The sequence below is a fragment of the Luteimonas endophytica genome, assembly GCF_029887875.1.
GTDB classification, from domain to species: domain Bacteria; phylum Pseudomonadota; class Gammaproteobacteria; order Xanthomonadales; family Xanthomonadaceae; genus Luteimonas; species Luteimonas endophytica.
This window is the reverse complement of the sequence record NZ_JARXRM010000046.1, coordinates 193,386-210,398: the sequence shown is the minus strand read 5'-3', so window position 1 is coordinate 210,398 and position 17,013 is coordinate 193,386. Positions and strand designations below refer to the sequence as shown.

At 67.1% G+C, this 17,013-nt stretch carries 17 protein-coding genes; 6 read left to right on the top strand and 11 right to left on the bottom strand.

Annotation, left to right across the window (positions count from 1 at the left end):
- The first annotated feature begins 104 nt into the window (after nucleotides 1-104).
- The gene (locus tag QFW77_RS18565; RefSeq protein WP_280576363.1) at nucleotides 105-641 is read left to right on the top strand and encodes a glycine zipper domain-containing protein; all 537 of its coding nucleotides are present in this window, start codon (nucleotides 105-107) and stop codon (nucleotides 639-641) included.
- A gap of 181 nt (nucleotides 642-822) precedes the next feature.
- On the top strand, nucleotides 823-2,154 hold the full coding sequence (locus tag QFW77_RS18560; RefSeq protein ID WP_280576361.1) for a DUF2254 domain-containing protein: 1,332 nt from the start codon (nucleotides 823-825) through the stop codon (nucleotides 2,152-2,154).
- 66 nt (nucleotides 2,155-2,220) lie between these two features.
- On the opposite strand, the gene QFW77_RS18555 is transcribed toward QFW77_RS18560, so the two are convergent.
- The 11 genes from QFW77_RS18555 to QFW77_RS18505 all read right to left on the bottom strand — a co-directional run bounded on the left by QFW77_RS18555 (nucleotide 2,221) and on the right by QFW77_RS18505 (nucleotide 13,080).
- Nucleotides 2,221-4,083: a hypothetical protein gene (locus QFW77_RS18555; protein WP_280576360.1), complete on the bottom strand. Its 1,863-nt coding sequence runs from the start codon at nucleotides 4,081-4,083 to the stop codon at nucleotides 2,221-2,223.
- Nucleotides 4,084-4,168: 85 nt separating this feature from the next.
- Nucleotides 4,169-5,509: a PQQ-dependent sugar dehydrogenase gene (locus QFW77_RS18550; RefSeq protein ID WP_280576359.1), complete on the bottom strand. Its 1,341-nt coding sequence runs from the start codon at nucleotides 5,507-5,509 to the stop codon at nucleotides 4,169-4,171.
- A 1-nt stretch (nucleotide 5,510) separates the two neighbouring features.
- Nucleotides 5,511-6,167, bottom strand: coding sequence for a DUF4304 domain-containing protein (locus QFW77_RS18545; RefSeq protein ID WP_280576358.1), 657 nt, complete (start codon nucleotides 6,165-6,167; stop codon nucleotides 5,511-5,513).
- A gap of 62 nt (nucleotides 6,168-6,229) precedes the next feature.
- Nucleotides 6,230-7,897, bottom strand: a complete 1,668-nt coding sequence (locus QFW77_RS18540; protein ID WP_280576357.1) for an amidohydrolase family protein — start codon at nucleotides 7,895-7,897, stop codon at nucleotides 6,230-6,232.
- A gap of 286 nt (nucleotides 7,898-8,183) precedes the next feature.
- Nucleotides 8,184-8,864, bottom strand: coding sequence for a hypothetical protein (locus QFW77_RS18535; RefSeq protein ID WP_280576356.1), 681 nt, complete (start codon nucleotides 8,862-8,864; stop codon nucleotides 8,184-8,186).
- A gap of 158 nt (nucleotides 8,865-9,022) precedes the next feature.
- A complete protein-coding gene (locus QFW77_RS18530; protein WP_280576355.1) occupies nucleotides 9,023-9,289 on the bottom strand; it encodes a hypothetical protein in 267 nt (88 codons plus the stop codon).
- 145 nt (nucleotides 9,290-9,434) lie between these two features.
- Complete coding sequence (locus tag QFW77_RS18525) at nucleotides 9,435-10,013, bottom strand: hypothetical protein (protein WP_280576354.1); 579 nt, start codon at nucleotides 10,011-10,013, stop codon at nucleotides 9,435-9,437.
- A 10-nt stretch (nucleotides 10,014-10,023) separates the two neighbouring features.
- Entirely contained in the window at nucleotides 10,024-10,857 is an 834-nt protein-coding gene (locus QFW77_RS18520) for a hypothetical protein (RefSeq protein WP_280576352.1), read from the bottom strand.
- Between the two features lie 502 nt (nucleotides 10,858-11,359).
- A complete protein-coding gene (locus tag QFW77_RS18515; protein ID WP_280576351.1) occupies nucleotides 11,360-11,947 on the bottom strand; it encodes a C39 family peptidase in 588 nt (195 codons plus the stop codon).
- Between the two features lie 123 nt (nucleotides 11,948-12,070).
- The gene (locus QFW77_RS18510) at nucleotides 12,071-12,661 is read right to left on the bottom strand and encodes a hypothetical protein (RefSeq protein WP_280576349.1); all 591 of its coding nucleotides are present in this window, start codon (nucleotides 12,659-12,661) and stop codon (nucleotides 12,071-12,073) included.
- 170 nt (nucleotides 12,662-12,831) lie between these two features.
- Nucleotides 12,832-13,080 carry a DUF2188 domain-containing protein gene (locus QFW77_RS18505; protein WP_280576348.1) on the bottom strand — a complete coding sequence of 83 codons (249 nt, stop codon included), beginning with the start codon at nucleotides 13,078-13,080 and terminating at the stop codon, nucleotides 12,832-12,834.
- 315 nt (nucleotides 13,081-13,395) lie between these two features.
- Here QFW77_RS18505 and hxsD point away from each other — a divergent pair, with 315 nt between their 5' ends.
- The 4 genes from hxsD to hxsA are packed head-to-tail and all read left to right on the top strand — an operon-like array spanning nucleotide 13,396 to nucleotide 16,950.
- Nucleotides 13,396-13,701 carry a His-Xaa-Ser system protein HxsD gene (hxsD, locus tag QFW77_RS18500; protein ID WP_280576347.1) on the top strand — a complete coding sequence of 102 codons (306 nt, stop codon included), beginning with the start codon at nucleotides 13,396-13,398 and terminating at the stop codon, nucleotides 13,699-13,701.
- Nucleotides 13,698-15,188, top strand: coding sequence for a His-Xaa-Ser system radical SAM maturase HxsB (hxsB, locus tag QFW77_RS18495; RefSeq protein WP_280576344.1), 1,491 nt, complete (start codon nucleotides 13,698-13,700; stop codon nucleotides 15,186-15,188). The genes hxsD and hxsB overlap by 4 nt, the downstream gene beginning before the upstream one ends.
- Nucleotides 15,188-16,378 (top strand): His-Xaa-Ser system radical SAM maturase HxsC, encoded by a 1,191-nt coding sequence (gene hxsC / locus QFW77_RS18490; protein WP_280576343.1) that lies wholly within the window; start codon nucleotides 15,188-15,190, stop codon nucleotides 16,376-16,378. The genes hxsB and hxsC overlap by 1 nt, the downstream gene beginning before the upstream one ends.
- On the top strand, nucleotides 16,270-16,950 hold the full coding sequence (gene hxsA, locus QFW77_RS19195) for a His-Xaa-Ser repeat protein HxsA (protein WP_425603385.1): 681 nt from the start codon (nucleotides 16,270-16,272) through the stop codon (nucleotides 16,948-16,950). The genes hxsC and hxsA overlap by 109 nt, the downstream gene beginning before the upstream one ends.
- Nucleotides 16,951-17,013 lie beyond the last annotated feature (63 nt).

The window sequence follows — 17,013 nt, the reverse complement described above, 5'->3', positions numbered from 1 at the left end:
GCAGGTGCGTCGCTCAGCGCGCCCGCCCTCCGCAACACGCACCGCTCACGCGGCGCAACGCAGCTTGGCGATCGGCAGACAGCCGATCAACCAGGAGCATCGCAATGACCAACGACAAGAATCGCGACCTGCACCGCGACACCAGCCACGACCCCGACCACGACGCCAACCGCGACCCGATCACCGGCACCCCGGGAGCACACCCCGTGGGCACCGGCGTGGGCGCCGCCGCCGGCGGCGTGGCCGGTGCCGCGGTCGGTTCGGTCGCCGGCCCCGTGGGCACCGCGGTGGGCGCCGCCGTCGGCGCGGTGGCGGGAGGCCTCGGCGGCAAGGCCGTGGGCGAGAAGGTGAACCCCACCGTCGAAGACACCTACTGGCGCGAGAACTACCAGAACGAGCCGTACCACAACAAGGAATTCGGCTACGACGACTACGCGCCCGCCTACCGCACCGGCTACCAGGCCCGCGAGCGTTTCGCCGACCGCAGCTTCGACGAGGCCGAACCCGAACTGCGCGCCGAGTACGAACGCGACCGCGGCGATTCGCGCCTGGACTGGGACGACGCCCGCAACGCCACCCGCGCCGCCTGGCACCGCGTGGAACGCGCCATCCCCGGCGATGCGGACCGCGACGGACGCTGATCCGGCCGGCCCCCGAGCGGTACCAACCCTGCTTCACCAGGAGGCCCCGCTTGCGGGGCCTCCTGCCGTCCGGGCGGCAGCGGTCCCGCGCAGCCGCCCGGCAACCTGCCCGCGCCACGACCGTTTCGCACCCCCTGCACGGGCGGCTCGTCACCCTGCTCCGCCCCACCGAGGAGGTCGCATGGCCAGCCGGATGTCGAGCGGCGCCCTGGGCAAACTGGCCGTCCGCCTGCGGTCGAGCTTCTGGTTCCTGCCCGCGCTGATGGTGCTGGCGGCGCTCGCCCTGGCGCCGGGGCTGATCGCGCTGGACCACCACCTCGGCAGCGGACCGGGCGAACGCTGGCCGGCGCTGTTCGCCATCGTGGATGCGGACGGCGCCCGCCAGCTGATGGCCACCATCGCCGGCTCCATGATCACCGTGGCCGGGGTGGTGTTCTCGATCACCATCGTCGCGCTGGCGCAGGCGTCCACGCAGTACACCCCGCGGGTGCTGCGCAACTTCATGCGCGACCGCGGCAACCAGATGGTGCTGGGCGTGTTCCTCGGCGTGTTCGCCTACTGCCTGGGGGTGATGCGCACCATCGGCGGCGACGACGGCGCCGACTTCGTGCCGCTGGTGGCGGTGACCGCCGGCCTGGCGCTGGCGCTGGTGGCGGTGGCCTACCTGGTCTTCTTCATTCACCACGTGGCCGCGTCGATCCAGTCCGGCCAGATCACCCGGGGCATCGCCGCCGACACCCTGGCCACGATCGACCGGGTCTTCCCCGACGCGCTGGAAGGCGAGGACACCCCGGCCGAGCGCGACCCTGACGGCGGCCTGCGCTGGCACCCGGTGGCGGCGCCGCAGATGGGCTACATCGTCAGCCTGGATCGCGACGCGCTGCTGGCGTTCGCGCGCGAGCGCGGCGTGGCGGTGCGCATGGAGCGCAGCCTCGGCGATTTCGCCAGTCCGGACCTGCCGATCGCCTGCATCGGCGCCGGCGAGCCGCCCGACGACGAGGCCAGGCGCTGCTTGGCCAGCCTGTTCGCCATCGACTCCTACCGCACCATCGAGCAGGACGTGGCCTTCGGCATCCGCCAGCTGGTCGACGTGGCGCTGAAGGCGCTCTCGCCCGGCATCAACGACACCACCACCGCGATCACCAGCCTCGACTATCTCTCGCTGATCCTGCGGCGCCTGGCCGGGCGCCGCATCGAGCCCCGCCCGATCCGCGACGGCGGCGCCCTGCGCGTGCTGCCGGCGGGGCCGGGGTTCGAGCGCCTGCTGGCGCTCACGTTCGATCAGATCCTGGAGAACGCGCACGGCAACACCGCCGTCCTGCTGCGCATGCTGCAGGCCATCGAGGAGGCGAGGAGCGGCACGGACTCGCCACGGCGGCAGCGCCTGCTCGACGACAAGCGCGCCGTGGTGGCGGAAGTTGCGCGGCGCACCGCATCGAGCGGCGATGCGCTGCGGCGGATCGAGGCGCAGCTGGCCGGGGCGGCGGGGGCGCGAGAGACGAACGGGGCGTAGCGGAGCGGATCGCTCGGCCGGGCGGGCAAACCCGACCCCGCTTTCGAAACCCGTCTGGCGCGGCGGTCAGCCGCCGCCGCGGTAGTCGCCGGCGCGCAGGGCGTTGACGCGGGCCATCAGGTTGCTGGCGGCTTGGTCGACGGCCTGCTGCAGGGCGGGGTTGCCGGCGACGAAGCCGGCCAGGTCCTCGGCGAACTGGGCGCCGTCCGCGTCCGAGGCCGGCGTGCGCAGCCCGCCGGTGTCGGGATCGCGCAGCGACTCCGGCAGCTCGACCGCACCGCTTCTCGCCGCGGCTTCCACGATCTGCACCGTCTGCGCCGCCACCAGCTCGCGGGCGAAGCCGGGCACCTCGTTCTCGAAGACCTGGGAGGCGTTGCTGGTGGGCCACAGCGCCTCGAGCAGCGCGCCTTCGACATGGGTGTTGTAGCCGGTGGCGAAGGCCGCGCGCGAGGCGCCGCCGGTGCCCAGGCCGATGCCGAAGCCGATGTAGTCGCTGATGACGTTCACGGCGTCCTGCCTGGCCTGGTGGTCGTTGTCGACATCGGTGGCGGCAATGGCATTGGCGCCGAACTGCGCCTGCACCAGCTCGGCGTCGATGTCGGCGATCTCGTCGGCCAGGTCTTCCAGGTCGATGTAGGGCGCGCCCTGCACGTCGGTCTCGCGCGGCGGGCCGTAGTCCTGCACCTGGGCGCGGTAGTGGTCGGTGGCGGCGTGGATCGCCTGTTCCCAGCTGTCGTAGCGCTCGGCCGGCACCATGAACGGCGGCGCGCCCTGCGGCTGGTCCAGGCGCAGCGGCGGGGTGCCGTCGGCGCCCAGCGCCGCCGTCATCAGGTTGGCGCCCGCGCCGGAATATTCGGCGCCGAGCCCGGCCAGGCGTTCGCCGAGCGGGGAGCTGGATGCCGGAAAGGCGGCGCTGCCTTCGCCGACGTTGAGGATCTCGCCCGGATAGGTCATGTAGAGCTGGCCGAGCGGCGCCTGCGCCCAATCGCCGACGCGGCCGTTGTGGGCGTGGCTGGCCAGCACCAGCGACTCGACCGCGGCGATCGCCGCCTGGTCGTTCGGATTGGTGGCCAGGTTGGTGCGCGGCGTATCGAGCACGGCACCGACCAGCGGCGAGATCACGGTGAGGCTGTCGGGCTTGATGCCCGGGTCGAGCAGGCGCTCGGCCACGCTGGCGTCGTGCGGGCCGTCGCCGCGGATGGCCAGCACCTCGGAAGCGGCCTGATTGCGGAGGATGCCGTGCAAGGCGGTGGCCCATGCCCCGGTGTTGTCCCAGCCGACATCGTGGCCGGCGGGCTTGAGCAGCGGCTCGCGATGCGCCGGCACCGGCAGGCTGCCTTCCGGGCGGTCCATGATCTGCGGCGGCTCGCCCTCCAGGAACACGTGCGCCCCCAGTTCGGCGGCGGTTTGCGGCGTGTAGTCGCCCCCGTTGAGCAGGATCGCCGCCAGCTCCGGGTCGAGCCCGCCGTCGGCGACGAAGCCGTTGTGACTGGCGATCTCCCGCACGAACGCGGCATCGATCGCGCCTTGCGGGCTGCGCGTGGCGGCACCGAGCGCCACGGCCAGCGACTGCAGCAGTTCGGTGGTGTCCCGGGTGACCTGCGGGTCGCTGCCGGGGAACTGCGTGTTCGGGATCTGGTCGACCGCGGCCACCAGCCGCGAGAAGCGCTCCGGCCCGAGCGCCTCGACGAAGCCGGCGGCGAACTCCGGATCGTTGCCCGCCTGCTCCAGCGCCGCGGTCAGGTCGCCGGAAAAGTGATCGACCAGCATCGGGATCTCGGTCGAGTTGTACTTCATGTTGGCGGGGACGAGTTCGGCGATCTCTTCGCCCGCCGCACGGCCGTCCTGATAGGAGGACGCCGAGGCCGGCGCCTGCTGGGGGAGCGCAAAGGTCTGCGTGGACGCGACGTGGTCGACGGGGATGCTCATGGTGGGGGCTTCCGAAGCAGGAGGGGGTCTGCCGCGCGCACGGTCCGGCGCGCGCGCCCATTGTTGTCGGCCCGGCCAGGGGCGACTACCTAGGGTTTTCCCCAGCCTCATCGGCGCCGGCGATGGCGTCCTCGGCGAAGCGGACCACCAGCCCGGCGCGGTCGTCGGTGGCCCAGATGGCGCCATCGGCGGCCACCGCCAGACCCACCGGCGAGCCCTGCGGCCGCACGCCCCGGCGCAGGCCCCAGCCCGGCGTCAGCACCACCGGCGTTGCCGCCGGGCCCGCGCCGTAGGCACGGAAACCCTGGCCGTACACCGGAAAGCGCGGGCGGGGGTCCGGCACCGGCACGCCGCGCGCGTCCACCGCGAAGCTGGCGATGCGACCGCCGACCGAGCGGTGGCCGTGCCAGCTCATCAACAACCGGCCCTGCAGCGCGGGAAACATCGCGCCCTCGTACCACAGCATGTCCAGCGGCGCCGCGTGCGGCGGCAGCAGCAGCGCGGGCGCCGTATGCGCGTCGGAGCGGCACCACGCGGCCTTCCCGGGCCAGGCCGGTGCCGGCTGCGCCGCATCGGCGCAGTACGGCCAGCCGTAGTGGCGGCCGGCCTCGATCACGTTGAGCTCCTCGAACGGCGCCCAGCGGCTGTCGAAGTCGTAGCTGTTCTCGGCCTGCAGCACGGTCCCCGACGGGTGCACCGCCAGCGCCAGCGAGTTCCGCAGCCCGCGCGCCAGCACCCGGTACTCGGGCGACCAGCGGCCATCGCCGCTGCGCGGGTACACCCGCAGGCTCGCGGCGTCCGCGGCGCCTTCGCTCTGCGCGCACAGGCCCGCCGCGGTCCGCGCCGCGGCACCCGCGCACTGGTCGCTGGGCGCGCCGACGTTGACCAGCAGATCGCCGCCGGGGAGGAACACGAACCTGGACAGGGGGTGGCGGTTGGCGTGCAGGCGGTTGTCGGGCAACCCGGTGACCACCGTCTCCACGCTCGCCGCCGGATCCTCGGCCGCCGGGTCGAAGCGGAAGATGCGGCTCATCTCGCCCACGTACACCCGGCCGTCCGGGCCGCGGGCGATCGCGTGCGGCAGGTGCAGGCCGTCGAGCACCCGCTCCACCGCGGCGGCCTCGCCGGGCCGGGTCCGCAGCCGCCACACCGCGCCGCGGGTGCCGTCCCACGCGCCCAGGTCGGTGACCAGCCAGGTCTCGGCGTCGAGCTGCAGCAGCGACCGCGGCAGCCGGACCGGGCGCGCCGGATCCTGCGTGGTGGGCCCGATCACCAGCCCTGCGCACATGCCGCGCAGCGTCTCGATCGCCAGGCGCGGATAGCCGCCGCACGGCGGCCCCTGCACGGCGTGGCGCTCGCGCGCCGCGCACGGCAGCACCGGGGACAGGCACAGGGCGATCAGCGTGCAGGCGAGGAGGCGGCGCATGTCAGCGGCCCTCGCGGCCCCAGCCCACTTCACGAGATCGCCCCACATTCGTGCCCTGCCGCTGCAATCGCGCGAAGCCATAGGCCTCGATCAAGGATTCCGCTGTGACTCCCCTGTCCTTGAAGTAGGCCGCTTGCGCCTGGACCAGGCTCGCGGCCTCGTCGTCTCTGCCCAGAGCGTATGCGAAGAGTGCTGGAAATCCCCAAGGAATCGCTCCAATCCAACCTGTCTGCTCGAAGTCCTCCACCGAGCAGACCAACGCCATCCGGCTCAACACTGGTTCCCTCAAGTGCGCAACCAGCTTGGCAGACGCCTCGGGGATGAACGTCGTGGCATCGACAGACCATTCGGAGGGTGCGTTTGGAGCGATCCGCTCCAAACGCACCATGAAATGACAATCGTCGTACCGGGGATAGCGCGGCGGATCGGAGCCGCCCCGCCACATCTGATCGAACATCAGCCCCACGTTGACGAAGAACGCTCCTTCGGAACCGCGATTCCAGCTCGACAGTTGAATCTGAATCAGCTGGCCCGTCCGGCCGCGGCGGCGGACGAATGTGAACGCCGTTTTCCGGAACGCTTCCTGCTTAAGCAGCGGCGCGACTTCCAGATTGACGATGGACTTGATGATCTCTTTTGACGCAAGCACCTTCGCCACCTGATCTCCAATCGCGGGCACGCCGAGCCCGCGCTTTCGCTCCCCTCTGATCGAGCGTTCCCTTACTGCGCCGCGCCTTCCAGGAAGCGGACCCGACCTTCCCCGCCCGCATCCAGGGCGTAGAAGCGGAACGCGTTGCCGACGAAGATCGCTTCCTTGTCCTCGGCCGGGATGGCGATCCGGTCGAGCGCGCGCGACAGCAGGACCGGATAGTTCTCCACGCCGGGCTCCTTGGCCAGCATCGACCAGTCCGAGCCGTACATCATCCTTTCGCGCACCACCGGTGTGGCGAGCGCCTGGGTCAGCCGCTCCAGCAGTGCCTCGTGACCGGCGCCGCTGGAAAGCAGACCGTCCAGGTAGCTGGTGTCGGCATACAGGCAGGGGTGAACCTCCATCAGCGCCGCCAAGCGGTCGGCCCAGCCGCGGGTATGCGCCGGCGTGCTGATGCCGCCGAAGTGGGCGATGCACACCTTGACCGCCGGGTCGCCGCCGCCGAAATACTCCGGGAACCGCTCGAACGTCCGCGCCCAGTTGTCGGGCCCGCCGAGCAAGGCCCTGGCCGCGTCGCCACCGGGCGAGTTGCTGGGCGAGCCGTGGGCCAGGATCGGCGCCCGGTGCCTGGCGCAGAGCGCGAAGAACCGCTCCATCATCGCGTCGAGCCTCGCGCCGGTCACGCGGGTGCCGCAGTCCAGGCGGCGCGCCATGCCGTCCGGGTTCTGCCAGGGCGAGAAGCCCATCGGCGGGTAGATCTTGAAGCCCAGGCAGCCGTACGTGGTGACGGCCCCTTCCATCAGATCGAAGTAGCCTTCGTCCACCGCCGCCCGCAGCGGGTTGAACGGGGCCAGGCAGCGGACCTGGTGATTCGTGGCCTGGGCAATCCGCGCCGAAAGGGCGATCTGGTCGGCGATGGGCGACGGCGTCGCCTCGCTGCAGCGGGCGGGCCCGATCCACAGGTCGAAGTCGACCATGGCCGGGGTGTACAGGCCGATCGGGCGTTCGCTGGAGCCGCCATGCAGGGCCATGAGCGTCATGGCGTTCTCGTAGCGGTAGCGCACGAACGTTTTCAGGAACGCCAGGATCGGCGCCGCCCCCGAGCGCGGCTTCAGCTCCTCGGTGACCAGGAAATTGGCCAGCTCCGGGTTGTCCCTTACGCCCTTGGCAAGCTGGTTCGAAGTGACGAACGCCGAGCCCGCCAGGCCGCTGCCGCGGATCGCCCGATCCTGGAGTTGCGCGTAGTCGTCGAAGAAGGCTTCGTAGGCATCCGGCTCCTCTTCGGCGATGGCCTCCCAGACTTCCCTGAACCGGTCGTCCGAGTCTTCCGCGGAGGCCTCCATCGCGTGCATGAACCGGCCCTGGGCCATCCACGCATCCGAGGGCGCCAGGGCCTGGGCGAGCGGCCGCCGCGCCAGCCATTTCATCTCCTCCCGCGCGGTGGGCGCGAACCGCTGGAACACCTTGGCCACCTTGCCCACCACGTAGCCCAGCGGGGAGTCGGGATTGGCCTTGGCCTCCACTTCGGAGACGAACGGCCCCACCAGCAGGTCGGAGGCGTTGAAGATGTGGCAATGGGCGTCCACGCCGCGGATGGCGTCCAGCGATGCGGTGGTCGCGCGCAACGCCTGCAACCCCGGGACATCGCCGCCTGCCTGCAACCCGGCGGCGCCGAGCCGCCCGAGCGCTCCCACGCCGCCAAGACCCATCACCCCGCCAAGCAACGCACGTCGCTTCATGGCCGTCCCCCTGCTCGCCTGCCCCCCCGGGCGGATACGCAATCAACGCACAAGGGCGGACCCGAGGCAATACTTCGAGGATTCGCGGTCGAAGCCGCGACCGGCTTCCGGCCGCATAGTTCCGGGCCCAGTCGATCCGTCAGCTCATTCCGAAGGACGGGGCCAGTTCACTTCGGAAGAACGGGGCGAAGAAGAACGGGGTGAAGCAAGGGGGCAGGTTCACTTTGCCCGCGGAAGAAACGCGCGGCGTAGCAGGGCCAGAAGTGAACCTGGCCCCGCTATCGATTCACTGCCGGGCGGACCGTGCGCGCCTTCCGGCGTTGCGTTGCGTCGTCGCGCGGCTCTGCGCGAACTCGGGGAAGGTCTCCGCGATCGGCGCCGCATCCGGCAAGATGTAGAACACCCCGCCGCGCTCGAACGTCGGGCGGATGATGCGCTCGTAGAACTCGGGCGAGACGTTGATGCAGCCATGGGTGACGCGGTTGTCGTCCGGCGAAGGCGAGGCGAGGCGTTCGGCGCGTCGCTCGGCCGGAACGCCGGTGGCGGTCGGGTGGATGGAGACCGAGGAATCGTAGTCCACCCACAGCACGCGCCCCGCGTCGATCGACGGACCGTACCCGCCCACGAAGCGGCCCGCAGGCGTGGTGCGATCCCGGCCCGGAATCTCGCCGAGCGCGAGGCCGGCGATGCCGGGGGCCGTGTGATCGCCGGTCGCCGAGCCGAAGAGCCCAGGGGCCGCGCCGCGAAGCCGGCCGTCGCCGCCGAACACCAGGATCTGTGCGGCGGCCTTGTCCATGACAGCGAACGGATAGCCTTGGTTGTCCTTGGCCGCGACCACCCAGCCCGCGAGCTCGATCACCGTGTCCGACACCTCCTGGCCCGGCGGAAGCTGGTCGACGGCGGCGACCGGTTGCGCGGCGGCCTCCTCGGCGCCGGCCACGCCGACACTCGCGAACGCCAGTGCCAACGCCAGCGCACCGTGAAGGCCGCGGATCGCAGGGTGTGTACACGTGCGGATGGGCGGTTCCTCGGAACGAAGACTTGGGGGAAGACAGGAAGCCCGGTGACCAGCACAGGCCACCGGGCCCTGGTTCAGGCCGTTCGGCGCGAATGGTGCAAGCGCGACTAGCCGCGCGGCACGCGGCGCGGCGCCGCTTCGAGCTGCTGGACGCGGCTTTCCATCTGATCCAGCCGCTGGTTGGCCTGCTGCGCGGACTGATTGGCGGATTCGGCGCTCTGGGCCGCGTTCTGCACCCGCGAGTCGAGTTGATCGAGACGCGAGTTGATCCCTGCAAACTCGTCATCGTAGGTGGCGCAGGCGCCAAGGCTCAGGGCGACGATCGCCACGCCGAGCGTACGCGCCATCGACAAATTTCGCTTGGTCGGGAACATTCGAATCTCCTTCGTCTGGGGTCTCGGAATATAGCGGCCTTTCCGCTGGCGTCACGGCCCGCCTTCAGTTGGCGTTCTGGTACATGGATGAATGGTGAAAATGCGGGAAACGGGAAGGTCCACGGCGGCCATGCCGGCGCACCGGTCAGGTGGTATAGGCCCAAACGTGCACGATCGCCGTTCCGGCGTCCTCGTGGATCACCATGACGTCGCGCGTCAGCGACCCGCTCTCCGTGCGGAAGACATCCTGCGCGGCGGAAACCTGCCCGGCGGCGGCCGTGTCGACGCCTTCGACAGGGGTCTGGAAGACGCGCTGCCCGGCCTTGAGCGGCGCATCGAAACCGGCGGCCTCGAGAAACGGCCGGACGCGCGCGGCGGGCATGCGCACGGCGAACGCGACCTGCCGGTCGATGCCGGCCTCGGCCCGGCTGCCGAGAAATTCCACGTCGCGGGTGAGCTGGAAACCTGTGCGCGAGAGCTCGGCTCGCGTGACATCGTCGACGAATCGTGGCTGCTGCACCGTGTCTGATCCGGTGGATTGGTGGGCGGTCGCGGCCGAAGGCGGCCGATCCGCGCAAGCGGCCAGGCCGGCCGCCCACAGCAGGCAGGCCAGCAGGCGGACCGACATCGTGGCGGGGCCCGCCGCAACGCCCGAAAGCGGGTGCGCCGGACTATAGCATCGCGGCCTGGTTCCCCCTTCGGGGCGGGCGGGCGTCGGCGCCATGAGGCGGGCTTCAGCGCCCGGGATCGCTCCGCTCGCCATCACGGTCGCCGGCCTCGGGAACGCCCGGGTTGCCGGTGCTGCCGCCCGCAGGGTCGTAGGTCGCGGTGTAGTTGCCCTCGCCGCTGGAACCGACGATGTCGTATTCCTGCGCAAGGCCGGCGGTGTGCAGCTCGCCCATCTGCTGGTCGGTGATGGTGACCGGACCGATGGTGGTCTGCTTGCCGCCGTCCCAGTTGTAGCGGTCGAAGACGTGGGTCTGGTAGCTCACCTCGGCCGTCGGCGGATCGCCGGGCGTCACCACCACCGTGCCGGTGACCGAATGCTGGATGCCGCCCATCGCATAGAACCAGTCGGCGCTCATGTCCTTGCCGATGTAGAAGCCCTGCCAGCCGCTGTCGAAAGCGATCGGCTCGCCGTAGCAGCCGTCGGCCACGGCCTGCTCGATCGCGGCGTTCACCTGGGCGTCGAGCTGCTGCTCGACGGACTGGCTGAACTGCGGCACATCGCGCGCGATGCGGGCGGGATCGACCGTGAGGTCCTCGCCGGAGTTGCCGAGATAATGGTCCAGGTGCCGCGCCGCGTTGGTGTAGCCGAGCGCGTCGGCGGCGGTCGCGGCCGCGCCGGCGACCTGTTCGAAAGCCACGTCGTCGCCGCGCGCGTACCAGGGCTGGCTGCCGTGCACGCCCGCGCCGGGATCGGTCTGCGGCTTGGCCGGGTAGCCGGGATTGGCTTCCGGACCGCACCCGCAGGTGGGCGCCGTGGCGGTGTCGGTGGGCGGGGGGGCAGCCTGTTCGCGAAAGGCTTCGATCGCGCGGCTGGCAACCGATCCGATATCCAGGCTCATGGTCGTGGCTCCGGCGCAGGGCGTTGCGACACCGCGAGCGTAGGGAGGGTCCGGAGCACGGTCTACCTCGGGGGGACCCTAGGATCCGGGGGGAACCCGGATCAGAGCGAACGGCCGGCCTTGAGCCGGCATCGTGGGCGATGGCGCGCAGCGAAGATGCGAGCGCGGCTAGATCGCAGCGATGGTCGAGCGACATCATTCCTTCAGAAGCTGGACGTAACGCTCGTACAAGTAAGTCTTGCCACGGAGTTTTTGAGCTAGGCGCACGCTTAGTCAAGCAACCATTAACAGCGGCCGGTGCAAATAAAGAACCCTTTCAACAACTGGTCATGGCGCAACCTGAATGGAGCGAGGGTCAGCAAGATCATGGAAAGCAGCTTGTGGGTTCGATTCACGGAAGGTCTCCTCGATTTGTTGCCCCGAGCGGAAAATCCTTCCTGGCACCGTTCTCGGAAGCCAGCCTGCTTCCGTGTTGGAGCGGGAGCGCCGGGAGCGACATTCGCTACCACCGGGCCACCGAGATACGCGCCAGGAACGTAGTTGCAAACCACTCCTGCGCGGTCAGGATGCGTCTGCCACGATCCTCCCACGGGTCTCGGACTATTGCCGACACTACTTGGCCGTTGCCGTGCGAGTCCCTGTCGAAGGTGACCGCTGTTAATACCATTGCGTGGCCCATAGAGCCGATGATGAGTGGCCTTCCGCCCGCCAGATCCTGGGAGGCCGTTATCGGATTCGCGGTAAACGAGTCGCCGGACACGCCAAACCTCCTTCCAAAATCGTCCTGCCAGGGACGGTTGAGGTTGGCGAGAATCTGGCCGGGATATCCAGGCATATTGACCAGGCTGCCCCAGGTCTCGCTGACGATCCTCTCCTGCGGAACCACGTAGCCGTAGTACCGGAACACCATCTCGATGCAAGCGGCCCAGCACCACTGACTGTTGCGCTGTTGTTTGGCGGAAATGAAAGCCAGCTGCGAGTTGAGACCCGCATGGCATCTTTGGACGCCCGGGTGCACCCACGGCCCACATTGCAGCTCCGCGTAGGCAGGGCTCATCGTTGAGACGGCACCGGCGCCGAGTACCAGCAAGAACTTCCTTCTGTCCATTGAAGAGTCCCTTAGTCCCGACGCGAGCGGAACCTCACCCGGAAGGTATGAGCTGTCGCCGACGACCTGGCCGGCGATGGCCCTTTGGCACCGGAGACGTTTGCGTCACTCCGGCACAGTGATCCGTTCGCAGGCCACGCACCGCTTGGCGGGATCCCTCTCGTATGATTCCGGCGTCGCGCCGTCCACGCCCAACCTGTCTGTCGTCGGGGTCGGCGCGCCCAACTGCGGCGCCGCTTCGTCGGTCGTCGGCGTCTGCACCAAGGCGCTGCTAGCAAGTGCGTCACCACTAGACGGAAATACATAGATGGCGATGCCGGAGCCTACCCGGGTGTACGTAGCGGTGCTGGTGCCTATTCCGAATGCAGACCCGCCGCTGGCCCAGGCGTTCGCAACACCCACACTACCGGCGTACTGGTTCCCCACTCCTTCGAGGAGAATCCCGTTCGCCCCCAGGGCTGCTGCCTCCTCCTTGAGACGCTCCATCACCTTGTTCGTTTTCTGCTGCTGGGTGAAGGCAAAGGAGGCGTTGTTGTTCGATTCTAGGACCGCAACCTTTTCAAACCTCGGCGGCGGATCCAGATAGACCTGAACTTGGTCAGGCGAGATCGGCGGGCGTCGTTCTCCGATAAGGACATGAGACGAAACACAACCGCACAGCATCAATGTTGTGAACGCGGCGATCAGAACTTTCATGGTGCCCCCCCTGCAGCCGATGAACTTGAATCCGCGGCTCGAGAGTCGCGCCGATGACCACACCTGTCAAGCAATCCAGCTACACGAGCCGCAACTGGGTTACTGCATGGCAGGTCCGGATCTGGGTGACGAGAGCGGTGCTGAAGGATCTCCCATCCCACTATATCTATCTAGTGTTCGCGATCTTTTGGCGGATCCGGATCCTTGCCTGGCGGGATGGTGTCCTTGCTTCGAATGCGACCATCGACCCCCTTGGTCGTCAACTCACCGCCACCCTGATTGCCCAGCATCCGGCGCCCCGCCTCCTCCGCTTCGCGCTGCGTTCGATGGACACTTGATGCCCGATCGGCGTCGTTGCGCTTGTTCTCCCAGGTCCCGTCGGCTCTCCGGGAGATGACCCGATCCCTTCCTTTGCTCATGGTCGACTCCGCGCGCAGGGTCTCCAACTACCTATAACGGCGACCAATGCACGCATCGGCCAACTTGATTGGCAGGCGAGCAAATCGCATTTGCACCGGCAGGCAAGTCTCAGCCACCAGATCGACCCAGACAGAACCAAATCTTCCCCGATCAATAACTTAAGATTGGTATCTAGACGTGCCTGCACGCGATCAGCCATTCCCTGCGCCCAGCACCCGACTACGCAGAAAAAGCCCCGCAGCGGTTTTTGTTGTCCCCAGCCCGGAACGGGTGCAAAGTCAGCCTAGCTAACGGGGAGATTCGGGGAGGGAGGCATGTCCAGCCACGAACTGCGCCTGGACCGCACGCTATTCAGTGATGATGTCGTCTCTAAGGCGGCACATCGGTACTCGAGTGACTTCTTCGTCGAGATACAAGTGGAAGGAACCTCGACCGTTGTTCGGTTGACGCCAAAGAACAACGTGGCCGATCAGCTGCGCGTGCTGGAGCGGTTCCACAACGATGTATTGGATGAGCGACTGCGCGACGTCGTCAAGAACGAGACGGCTGACCTGCAAGTTATCCTAATCAAGGCGGCACTGAGCGAATCCTTGTCTCGGCGAGACGGGAGTTCGAAATGAAGTTCGTGGCCCAAGAGCAGTTCTCGGGTAGTCATGGGTACCGGCTTCTCCCAATGCGATTTCGTCGGCTGCCTTGGGACGACGATCGCGTCTTCGTCTCCTCATTGGCAGGGGATTGGCTCATCCTCGACCGCAGCACCTTCGAACGGGTTGTCCGCAAGCAGATCGCCCATGACGATCCGCTACTGGCCGACCTGGAGGCTCGATATCTTGTTACGACAGATCTGGAACGTTCAACGCTGGCACCGCTGCTTTCGCAGTACCGTACGCGAAAGTCATATCTTCTTGACGGCCCCGCCTTGCACATCTTCGTAGTTTCCCTCCGCTGTCACCATACGTGCAGCTACTGCCAGGTGTCTCGGCAACAAACTTCCGCAACTTCCTTCGACCTCTCAGATGTCGCCTCTCATCACGCCGTAGATCGGCTGTTCGAGTGGCCATCGCCCTCCTTGACCATCGAGTTCCAAGGTGGCGAGCCCTTGCTTCATTTTGACCGCGTCAGGTCCATCACCGAGAGAATCATTGCCCGCAATCGCACCGAAAACCGGTCACTGCGATTCGTACTTGCGTCGACCCTGCACGACCTTACGGACGAGCAACTCGCCTTCATGAAAGATCATGCCTTCCAGCTGTCAACGTCGCTGGATGGCCCTGAGTGGCTGCACAACGCCAATCGCCCTCGCCCGGAGCGCGACAGCTACCGCCGCACGGTGGATGGAATCGAGCGCGGCAGGAGCACGCTTGGCGCGGATGCCGTGTCGGCACTGACCACACTGACGAGACGCAGCCTGGAAGCACCACAAGCCATCGTAGATGAGTACAAGAAGCAAGGGTTCCATTCGATCTCATTGCGTCCCCTCAGCCCGTATGGCTTCGCTGCCAGAACGCGCGACAGGAATGGATACCGGATCGCCGAGTTCCTAAAGTTCTACGACACGGCAATCGACCATCTTCTCAAGGTCAACCAGGCTGGCTTTGTGCTCGAAGAGTCCTACGCCAGCCTTCTGCTATCTCAGCTGCTAGGCCCCTTCTCCCATGGCTATGTCGACCTTCGCTCCCCCACCGGCGCGGGCCTGGGTGCCATCGTCTACGACTACGACGGCCGCGTATATCCTTCAGACGAAGCACGCATGCTCGCCGCCATGGGAGACCACGGCTTCGCGCTAGGCATGGTGAACGAGCCCATCGAAAACTGGCTGTCCTCGCCGGCCATGCAGCGCGTGATGGCGGCTGGTGTGGCCGAAGCACTACCCACCTGCAGCGATTGCGCCTATGTCCCGCTGTGCGGTGCGGACCCCGTCGACCACTATGCCCGACAAGGCGACGTCATCGGTCATCGGCCGAGCAGTGACTTCTGCCAGCGTCAGATGGGGATGTTCGACCTGCTGCTGTGCAAGTACGAGCTCGGCTCTCCTCAAGATCGAGCCACACTCGAGTCCTGGGCTTTCGCCCGTCAGGAACCCTCCGCCTATCAGGAAGCCGCTTGATGCTGCCGTTGGAAACCAAGGCCGAGTTCTCGAACTGGGTGCAGCCGGCACTGTTGAAGGTTGCGGATCTGGCGGAATTCGCCGCCGGCGCGCATCCGGTCGAACGCCTGATACTCGACCTGAGAGGTCTGGACCTGCAATCCGCCAGCCCCGCTCTTCTTTCGCTTCCTTGGGCTGGCTTCCTGGCTGCAGACAACCATGCCCTCCCGGACCAGCGCCCGGGGCTGTACCTTCTTGACGACCAACGGATCGTCCAGCCAGGCGATGTCGTCGAGACGCATCCTCAGCGGGGGCGGGTGTCCGTGCGCTATCGACGAGGAGACAATGCCAACGTTTTGTTCGCCACCGAGCGTTGCAACAGCTACTGCTTGATGTGCTCACAACCTCCGCGCCAGATCGCCGATGATTGGCGCGTACAACAGCTATGCGAGTTAATTCAACTGATCGATAGGAACGAGCCTTCCCTGGCTATCAGCGGTGGTGAGCCGACACTACTTGGCGGTGGTCTGGCACATGTGGTCGGGAGATGCGCGATCGATCTCCCGCAAACTCATCTGCATATCCTCTCGAACGGACGCCGGTGCAGCGAAGCGAACTTCGCAGATCAATTTCGCGATCTGCATCCTTCGCTGAGCTGGGGCATTCCGCTCTATGGGGATCACTACCGACTGCATGACTACATCGTGCAAAGCCGCGGTGCGTTCGCAGAGACGATTCGCGGCCTGTATGCCCTGGAAGCCGCGGGACAGCACATCGAGATCCGGGTCGTGCTGGTTCGGCCCACAGTCGAAAGATTGCGCGAGATCATGAGATTCATCCATCGCAACCTGCCTTTCGTCGAGCATGTGGCGTTGATGGGGATCGAACCGATTGGATTCGCCAAGGCCAATCATGGTTCGCTGTGGATCGATCCAGCAGACTACAGCGATACATTGGTGGACGCTGTCAGTCTGGCAGATCGCCGTGGACTCGCGGTCTCGTTGTACAACCTCCCGCTCTGCACTGTTCCACGATCACTGTGGCCGTTCGCCAGACGTAGCATCTCGAACTGGAAGCAGAACTATCTTCCAGCTTGCGACCCATGCGTTCTGAAGGAACGTTGCAGCGGCTTCTTCTCCTGGGTCACGCCAGACTGGACCAGTCGTGCGATCGCACCCGTTACCGAGGACTCATCATGTCTAGTGCATTGAAGATCGTGGGCAGTGCGCTTGGCGCAATCAACGGCGCCACGAGCGACGTACAGATCCAGTCACAGGATCTCGCTGCGCTCGCGGAGCTGGACGGCGGCTACGCGATCGTCTTGACGTCACCCTTGAATGCCGGCCTTTACAACCTGTACGCGCAGCATCGCTCGCACCGTAGCCACAGTTCGCATCGATCCCACAGCTCCCATCGTTCGCACTCGTCCGGCAGTGGCGGCTCCTATCGCTACACGGCCCCTCCGCCGCCACCTCCACCACCGCCGCTGTCCCCACCGAACAATTACCAATCGCCAACCAGCCGCCCAAGCACTACGGATACGACCAACCCATACTCACTGCAATCGCAACAGGCACGTCCAACCGCAGACCAGCTGCAGATGCTGATCATGCGAGTTCAAGCGGCGCTGTTTGCGCGAGGCTACGATCCTGGCGCCATCGATGGAGTCATGGGCGAAGGCACGCGATCGGCTTTGCGAAGGTTCCAGAGTGCTCACGGAGTTGCCGTCACGGGGACAATGACAACCGAGACTCTTACGGCACTTGGCGTCAGGATCGAATAGCCCGACAACTCGAAACTGCAAAAAGGTCGGGCCAAAAGGCAAAAAAATCAGTAGCCGTCATCA

Bases quoted from the DNA above. Each gene is read 5' to 3' on its own strand.
- QFW77_RS18550 (WP_280576359.1), bottom strand. From the start codon at position 5,509: ATGCGCCGCCTCCTCGCCTGCACGCTGATCGCCCTGTGCCTGTCCCCG.
- hxsD (WP_280576347.1), top strand. From the start codon at position 13,396: ATGTCCAGCCACGAACTGCGCCTGGACCGCACGCTATTCAGTGATGAT.
- hxsA (WP_425603385.1), top strand. From the start codon at position 16,270: ATGCGTTCTGAAGGAACGTTGCAGCGGCTTCTTCTCCTGGGTCACGCC.
- QFW77_RS18560 (WP_280576361.1), top strand. From the start codon at position 823: ATGGCCAGCCGGATGTCGAGCGGCGCCCTGGGCAAACTGGCCGTCCGC.
- QFW77_RS18540 (WP_280576357.1), bottom strand. From the start codon at position 7,897: ATGAAGCGACGTGCGTTGCTTGGCGGGGTGATGGGTCTTGGCGGCGTG.
- QFW77_RS18510 (WP_280576349.1), bottom strand. From the start codon at position 12,661: ATGAAAGTTCTGATCGCCGCGTTCACAACATTGATGCTGTGCGGTTGT.
- QFW77_RS18530 (WP_280576355.1), bottom strand. From the start codon at position 9,289: ATGTTCCCGACCAAGCGAAATTTGTCGATGGCGCGTACGCTCGGCGTG.
- QFW77_RS18565 (WP_280576363.1), top strand. From the start codon at position 105: ATGACCAACGACAAGAATCGCGACCTGCACCGCGACACCAGCCACGAC.
- hxsB (WP_280576344.1), top strand. From the start codon at position 13,698: ATGAAGTTCGTGGCCCAAGAGCAGTTCTCGGGTAGTCATGGGTACCGG.
- QFW77_RS18520 (WP_280576352.1), bottom strand. From the start codon at position 10,857: ATGAGCCTGGATATCGGATCGGTTGCCAGCCGCGCGATCGAAGCCTTT.
- QFW77_RS18555 (WP_280576360.1), bottom strand. From the start codon at position 4,083: ATGAGCATCCCCGTCGACCACGTCGCGTCCACGCAGACCTTTGCGCTC.
- QFW77_RS18525 (WP_280576354.1), bottom strand. From the start codon at position 10,013: ATGGCGCCGACGCCCGCCCGCCCCGAAGGGGGAACCAGGCCGCGATGC.
- hxsC (WP_280576343.1), top strand. From the start codon at position 15,188: ATGCTGCCGTTGGAAACCAAGGCCGAGTTCTCGAACTGGGTGCAGCCG.
- QFW77_RS18505 (WP_280576348.1), bottom strand. From the start codon at position 13,080: ATGAGCAAAGGAAGGGATCGGGTCATCTCCCGGAGAGCCGACGGGACC.